At 75.5% G+C, this 6,234-nt stretch carries 7 protein-coding genes and 1 pseudogene; 5 read left to right on the top strand and 3 right to left on the bottom strand.

Annotation, left to right across the window (positions count from 1 at the left end; all coding sequences use genetic code 11):
* The 5 genes and pseudogenes from AX737_RS33990 to AX737_RS02180 all read left to right on the top strand — a co-directional run.
* A pseudogene (locus AX737_RS33990) lies at positions 1–344 on the top strand (molybdopterin-binding protein); the annotation flags it as partial.
* Positions 341–2,329, top strand: coding sequence for a molybdopterin biosynthesis protein (locus AX737_RS02165; protein WP_066918644.1), 1,989 nt, complete (start codon positions 341–343; stop codon positions 2,327–2,329). The pseudogene AX737_RS33990 and the gene AX737_RS02165, both read left to right, overlap by 4 nt.
* On the top strand, positions 2,326–2,862 hold the full coding sequence (gene mobB / locus AX737_RS02170) for a molybdopterin-guanine dinucleotide biosynthesis protein B (RefSeq protein WP_066918646.1): 537 nt from the start codon (positions 2,326–2,328) through the stop codon (positions 2,860–2,862). Before AX737_RS02165 ends, mobB begins: the two co-directional genes overlap by 4 nt.
* 3 nt (positions 2,863–2,865) lie before the next feature.
* Positions 2,866–4,116, top strand: coding sequence for a gephyrin-like molybdotransferase Glp (gene glp, locus AX737_RS02175; protein WP_066918648.1), 1,251 nt, complete (start codon positions 2,866–2,868; stop codon positions 4,114–4,116).
* Positions 4,117–4,124: 8 nt separating this feature from the next.
* Positions 4,125–4,817 carry an ABC transporter permease gene (locus AX737_RS02180; protein ID WP_156453486.1) on the top strand — a complete coding sequence of 231 codons (693 nt, stop codon included), beginning with the start codon at positions 4,125–4,127 and terminating at the stop codon, positions 4,815–4,817.
* Between the two features lie 12 nt (positions 4,818–4,829).
* Here the strand turns inward: AX737_RS02180 and AX737_RS02185 are convergent, their stop codons facing one another.
* The 3 genes from AX737_RS02185 to AX737_RS02195 all read right to left on the bottom strand — a co-directional run bounded on the left by AX737_RS02185 (position 4,830) and on the right by AX737_RS02195 (position 6,034).
* Entirely contained in the window at positions 4,830–5,066 is a 237-nt protein-coding gene (locus AX737_RS02185) for a hypothetical protein (RefSeq protein ID WP_066918650.1), read from the bottom strand.
* Positions 5,067–5,103: 37 nt separating this feature from the next.
* Positions 5,104–5,697, bottom strand: coding sequence for a PRC-barrel domain-containing protein (locus AX737_RS02190; RefSeq protein WP_238230559.1), 594 nt, complete (start codon positions 5,695–5,697; stop codon positions 5,104–5,106).
* Positions 5,698–5,815: 118 nt separating this feature from the next.
* Entirely contained in the window at positions 5,816–6,034 is a 219-nt protein-coding gene (locus AX737_RS02195) for a helix-hairpin-helix domain-containing protein (RefSeq protein ID WP_066918654.1), read from the bottom strand.
* Positions 6,035–6,234: the final 200 nt, after the last annotated feature.

A 6,234-nucleotide genomic window follows, 5' to 3' on the forward strand; every position in this document is an offset into this window, starting at 1 on the left:
AGACCGCGGTCCTGGGCGAGGCGGAGGGCCGGCCGGTCCTCGTCCTGCCGGGACGGCCCGAGGCGGCGCTCGCCGCCTTCCTGGCGCTCGGCGCGCCCCTGCTCGCGCGTCTCGCGGGGACGGCGGAGGCGCCGGGCTCGCCCACCCCGCTCCTGCGCAAGATCGCCTCCGCGATCGGTCTCGCCGAGGTCGTCTTCGTCCGCCGCCACCCGGAGGGCGCGGAGCCGCTCGGCGGTTTCGAGCTTCCGCTGCGCCAACTCCTCCGGGCGGACGGCTTCGTGCTGGTGGCGCCCGAGCGCGAGGGCCATCCTGCCGGGGAACGGGTCGAGGTCCGGCCGCTATGATGTCCGACGATTCCGCCGCCTTCGCCGGGCGGCTCGCCGCCGCCTCGCGGCAGGAGCAGTTCCTCACCGTGGTCAGCCGCGAGGCGGCGCTCGCGGCCTTCCGGGCCGCCGTGCCGCACGCGGCGCTGCCGGCCGAGCCGGTGCCCCTGGCCGAGGCGCTGGGCCGGGTGCTCGCCGCCGACGTCGCCTCACCGATCGACGTGCCGCCCTTCGACCGCGCCCTCGTCGATGGCTTCGCGCTGCGATCCTTCGACGTCGCGGGGGCCGGCCCCGCGAGCCCGCGGCGCCTCGCCCTCAACCGGGAGATCCTGGCCTGCGGCGTGGCGCCGTCGCGCGCGGTCGAGGCCGGGACCGCGACGCCCATCGCCACCGGCGGGGTGATCCCGCGCGGGGCCGACGCCGTCGTGATGGTCGAGCAGACCGAGTTCGACGCCGACGCGCTCGCGGTCGAGGTCGCCGCCGCCGTGCGGCCCGGCCAGTTCGTGGGCTATGCGGGCGCCGACATGGCGGCGGGCGAGACGGTGCTGCGCCGGGGCACGGTGATCACCGCCCGCGAAATCGGCATGCTGGCGGCCTGCGGGCTTGCCAAAGTGGCGGTCGTGCGTCGCCCGAAGGTCGCGGTCCTCTCCACCGGCGACGAGCTGGTGGCACCGGGCGAGCGCCTGCGGCCCGGTGCGATCTACGATTCGAACGGCGCGATCGTGACGGCCTCCGTCACGGAGAACGGCGGCCTGCCCGTACCGCGCGGCATCGTGCGCGACGACGAGGCGGCCCTGGAGACGGCCCTGCGGGAGGCGCTCGGCGACCACGACCTCGTCGTCCTCTCGGGCGGCACCTCCAAGGGGGCGGGCGACGTCTCCCACCGGATCCTCACGCGGCTCGGCGCGCCCGGCATCTTGGTGCACGGCGTCGCCCTCAAGCCCGGCAAGCCGCTCTGCCTCGCGGCGGCGCAGGGCAGGCCGATCGTGGTGCTGCCGGGTTTCCCGACCTCGGCGATGTTCACCTTCCACGAATTCGTCGTGCCGCTGGTGCGCGCGCTCGCCGGCCTGCCGCCGCGCGAGGAGGAAACGGTCGCGGCGGTGCTGCCGCAGCGGCTGTCCTCCGAACTCGGCCGCACCGAGTTCGTGATGGCCTCGCTCGTGCACGGCCCGCGGGGACTGGCGGCGCTGCCCCTGCCGAAGGGCTCGGGCTCCGTCACCGCCTTCTCGCAGGCGGACGGCTTCTTCGCGGTGCCGGCGGCCCGGGCCGGGATGGAGGCGGGGGAGAGCGTGCCGGTGGTGCGCCTGGGAGGCGGCGTGCGGCCACCCGACCTCACCATCGTGGGCAGCCACTGCGTCGGGCTCGACCGCGTGGTCGGGCTTCTCGGGGAGCGCGGCTACCGCGCCCGGACCATGTGGGTCGGCTCGGCGGGCGGTCTGGCCGCCCTGCGCCGAGGCGAGTGCGACCTCGCCGCCATGCACCTCTTCGATCCGGCGAGCGGGCGCTACAACGCGCCCTTCCTCGACCCCAGCATGGCCCTGATCCCCGGATGGCGCCGGCTGCAGGGCGTGGTCTTCCGCGCCGGGGACCCGCGTTTCGAGGGCCGGAGCGCCGCACAGGCGGTGGCCGCGGCGCTCGCCGACCCGGATTCCGTGATGGTCAACCGCAACGCGGGCTCGGGCACGCGCCTTCTCGTCGACGGCCTCCTCGACGGCGCCCGGCCGGCCGGGTTCTGGAACCAGCCGCGCTCGCACAACGCCGTGGCGGCCGCCGTGGCGCAGGGCCGGGCCGATTGGGGCGTCGCCATCGCGAGCGTCGCGGAGGCCTACGGCCTCGGCTTCCTGGCCCTCACCGAGGAGCAGTACGACCTCGCCTGCCGCGCGGACACCGTGCGCAGCCCCGCGCTCGCGGCCTTCCTCGATCTCCTCGGCACACCCGAGGCGGCGGCCGCGTTGCGCGACCTCGGCTTCGCCCCGGCGGAGCGCGCCCCGGGGAGCCCGACATGAGCGGCCTTCGCGTCATCGGGCTCGCCGGCTGGAGCGGCGCCGGCAAGACCACGCTGATGGCCAAGCTCATCCCGCTGCTGGTCGGGCGCGGCGTCCGGGTCGCGACCCTGAAGCACGCCCACCACGCCTTCGACCTCGATCATCCGGGCAAGGATTCCCACGTCCACCGGCAGGCCGGAGCCAGCGAGGTCATCGTCTCGTCCGCCCGCCGCTGGGCCCAGATCCGCGAGGTGGCGGAGGGCGAGGAGGCGAGGCTGGCCGACCTGCTGCGCCGCCTGACCCCCGAGGGCCTCGCGATCGTCGAAGGCTTCAAGCGCGAGGCGCACGCGAAGCTCGAAGTGTTCAGGGCCGCCAACGGCCGCGAGCCGCTGCATCCGCAGGATTCCCGCATCGTCGGGATCGCGAGCGACCGGCCCTTCCCGGATGCCGGCCGGCCCGTGCTGCATCTCGACGACGTCGCCGGCATCGCCGACCTCGTCCTCGCCCGGGCCGAGCCCCTCGATGCGGTCCTGACCCGGCTGGAGCACCCTTGAGCCATGGCACAGGTCACGGACGACTGCTTCGCCTTCGGGAACAGGCCGATGCGGATCGAGGAGGCCACCGCCCTCATCGCCGAGCGCATGCCGGTCCTGGCCGGGATCGAGACCGTGCCGCTCCACGCGGCGGACGGGCGGATCGCGGCCGAGGATGTCCTGGCCCGCCACGACCTGCCGCCCTTCGCCAACTCGGCGGTCGACGGCTACGCCGTGCGCCACGCCGACCTGGCGCCGGCCGGCGAGAGCGTGCTGCCGGTGAGCGGCCGGCTCGCGGCGGGCGCGGCGGCGGGCGCCGGGGCGATCGCGGGGGCGGTGCGCATCTTCACCGGGGCGCCGATGCCGCCGGGCGCCGACACCGTGTTCATGCAGGAGGACGTGCGCGCCGAGGGCGACCGGGTCGTCCTGCCGCCGGGGCTCAAGCCCGGCGCGAACGCCCGCCCGGCGGGCGAGGATCTGGCCCGCGGAGCTCTCGCCATCCCGGCCGGCCGACGCCTGCGCCCCGCCGACCTCGCGCTCGCCGCCGCCACCGGCCACGGCGCGCTCGCGGTGCGCCGCCGCCTGCGGGTCGCGCTGTTCTCGACCGGCGACGAGCTTGCCGAGCCCGGTTCGGAGCTGCGGCCCGGCGCGATCCACGATTCGAACCGGCTGCTGCTCGGTGCCCTGCTCGCCCGCCTCGGCGTCGCGGTGTCCGATCTCGGCATCCTGCGCGACGAGCCCGCGAGCCTCGCCGCCCGCCTCGCCGAGGCCGCGCGCGACCACGACGTCGTCCTGACCTCGGGCGGCGTCTCGGTCGGCGAGGAGGACCACGTGAAGGGCGCCGTCGAGTCCCTGGGGCAGCTCGTGCTCTGGCGCCTCGCGATCAAGCCGGGCCGCCCGGTCGCGGTCGGCCTCGTCCATGGCACGCCCTTCGTCGGGCTGCCGGGCAACCCGGTCGCCGTCTACGTCACCCTGCTCTTCGTGGTGCGCCCGCTCCTCGCCCGCCTCGGCGGTGCGAGCCCCGAGGCGCCGCTCCCCTGGCCGGTCCGCTCGGCCTTCGCCTACCGCAAGAAGGCCGGCCGGCGCGAATTCGTGCGCGTCTGCCTCGCGCGGGCCGCCGACGGCGGCCTCGAGGCGCGCAAGTTCCCCCGCGACGGGGCCGGCGTGCTGACCTCGCTGACCGGGAGCGACGGCCTCGTGGAACTGCCCGACGCCGCGACGGCGGTCGCGCCGGGCGAGAGCCTCGCCTACTACCCGCACGCGCTCCTCTGGTGAGTCCGTCCGTGCCGATCCTCCACGAAACCCTGTCCCGCCTCTGGACCCTCGACCGCGACGTGCTGGCGATCGCGTGGCTGTCGCTGCGGGTCAGCCTGACGGCGGTCTCTATCGGGCTCCTCCTCGGCATCCCGCTCGGCGCCCTCGTGGCGGTCGCCCGCTTCCCCGGGCGCGGAGCGGTGGCGGGGCTGCTGAACGCCTTCATGGGGTTGCCGCCGGTCATCGTCGGCCTCGTCCTCTACCTCGTCCTGTCCCGGTCCGGTCCGTTCGGCTCGCTCGGCCTCCTGTTCACGCCTGCCGCGATGGTCGCCGCGCAGGCGACGCTCGCCACGCCGCTGGTCGCAGCGCTGACCCGGCAGGTGGTGTCCGACGCGCAGGTCCATCTCGGCGAGCAGCTGCGCTCGCTCGGCCTCTCGGCCCCGCGGCAGGCCGGCATCCTGATCTACGACGTGCGCTTCTCGCTGGTGACGGCGGCGCTGGCGGCCTTCGGCCGCGCGATCTCGGAGATCGGCGCCGTCCTGGTCGTGGGCGGCAACATCGACGGGCATACCCGCACGATGACGACCGCGATCTCGCTGGAGACCCAGAAGGGAGACCTGAGCCTCGCCCTCGCCCTCGGCCTCGTGCTGATGAGCCTCGTCGTGGTGGTGAACGCCGCCGCCGCCCTCCTGCGCGGCCACGCCGCCCGGGCCTACGGCTGAGGCCGGGCCCGGTCAGCGCCGCGGGCCGGACTGGCGTCGCCGCGCGACGTACCAGAGCGCCAGGACGATTACCGCCACGAGGAGGCTGAGCCAGACCCAGTTGAAGTCGATCGCCGCGCCCGTGGCCGGGCCGGAACTCGATCCGGCCGGGCCGGTCTCGGGGATCGGCGGGGCCGGGTTCATCTGCTGGGCCAGGGCCGCGTGCAGGCTCGCGGTCCAGATCAGGCCGGTGGCGACGGCGTTGCGCATCGGGTCTCCTCGCAAGGGGGTGGCGCTCGTCGGCGCCTCAGGGGCGGGCCGCGTCGAAGCGGAAGGCCGGGGCCTCCTGCAGCTGCGCCTTGGTCAGGCGGATCTCGGCGTGCCACAACCCGTCGCCTGCCAGGACCGTCGCGGGGGCATCGCCCGCTGCGCGCGGCTCCACGGAGCCGGTCGCCTCGGTGACGCGGCCGCTGTGCTGGTTCTGGACCGCGGCGAGCACGTCGCGGTTCGTATCCGCGCCCGGCATCGTCTCCGGACCGGCCTTTGCGGCCTCCCGCGGGCCGGGCGCCGTCTCGGGCGTCACGACCGAGCTCGGGCCGCTCGTGAGCGGGGCATCGCGAAAATTCCAGGCGAGCTGGTCGAACGGGACGGCGACGGATTTCTCGCCCAGGCCCAGGAAGCCGCCGACGCCGATGACGGCCGCCTGCACGCGCCCGCTCCCGTCGACCAGGACATCCTCGATCTTGCCGACGCGGACGTGGTCCATCCCGATCACCGGCAGGCCGATGATCTTGGAGGCCCGGATCGCTCCGGGCAGCGGCCCCTCGACGAAGCGCGGAGCGGCTGTGGAGAGCCGCGCGCCCTCCTCGGCGGAGGCGGGCCCCGATGGTCCAAGTCCCAGGAGGAGGCCCAGGCACAGGAGGCCCGCGATGTTGCGGCTCGTCGTCACGCTTCGTCCCCGGCTCTTCCGCCCGCCTCGCGGCGCTACAGCACCAGAACGACGCGAAACCCGCCGCGGTTCACCCGGGCTCCTGCGACCGGTCGTCGACGGTCAGCGATGCGGTGAGGTCGCCGGTCTTTCCCGCGAGGCCCGGCACCTCGTCGAGCTGGCGCAGGCTGGTGAAGCGGCCGCGCTCCTCCCGGGTGCGCACGATCTCGAACCCGTGCCCCCTGAGCGCCGGGATCTCGTCCAGCTCCTCGGCCGTCGCGGCGTTGAGATCGATCGTCGCTCGCGCCATCCCCGGCTCCGTTCCACCTGCGCGGCGGGAACGGGGCGCCCGCCATCGCGGTTCCGCCGCGCCCCGTGTCCGGACGCGGACAAAAAAACGGCCCGGATCTCGCGATCCGGGCCGGGGCCGGCCTCTCGGGGGAGCGGCCTAGAACGGGATGTCGTCGTCGAGGTCGTAGTTGCCGCGCGAGCCGCCGCCGCCGCTGGCGG

This window comes from Methylobacterium sp. CCH5-D2, from assembly GCF_001556475.1.
Classification (GTDB): Bacteria; Pseudomonadota; Alphaproteobacteria; order Rhizobiales; family Beijerinckiaceae; genus Methylobacterium; species Methylobacterium hispanicum.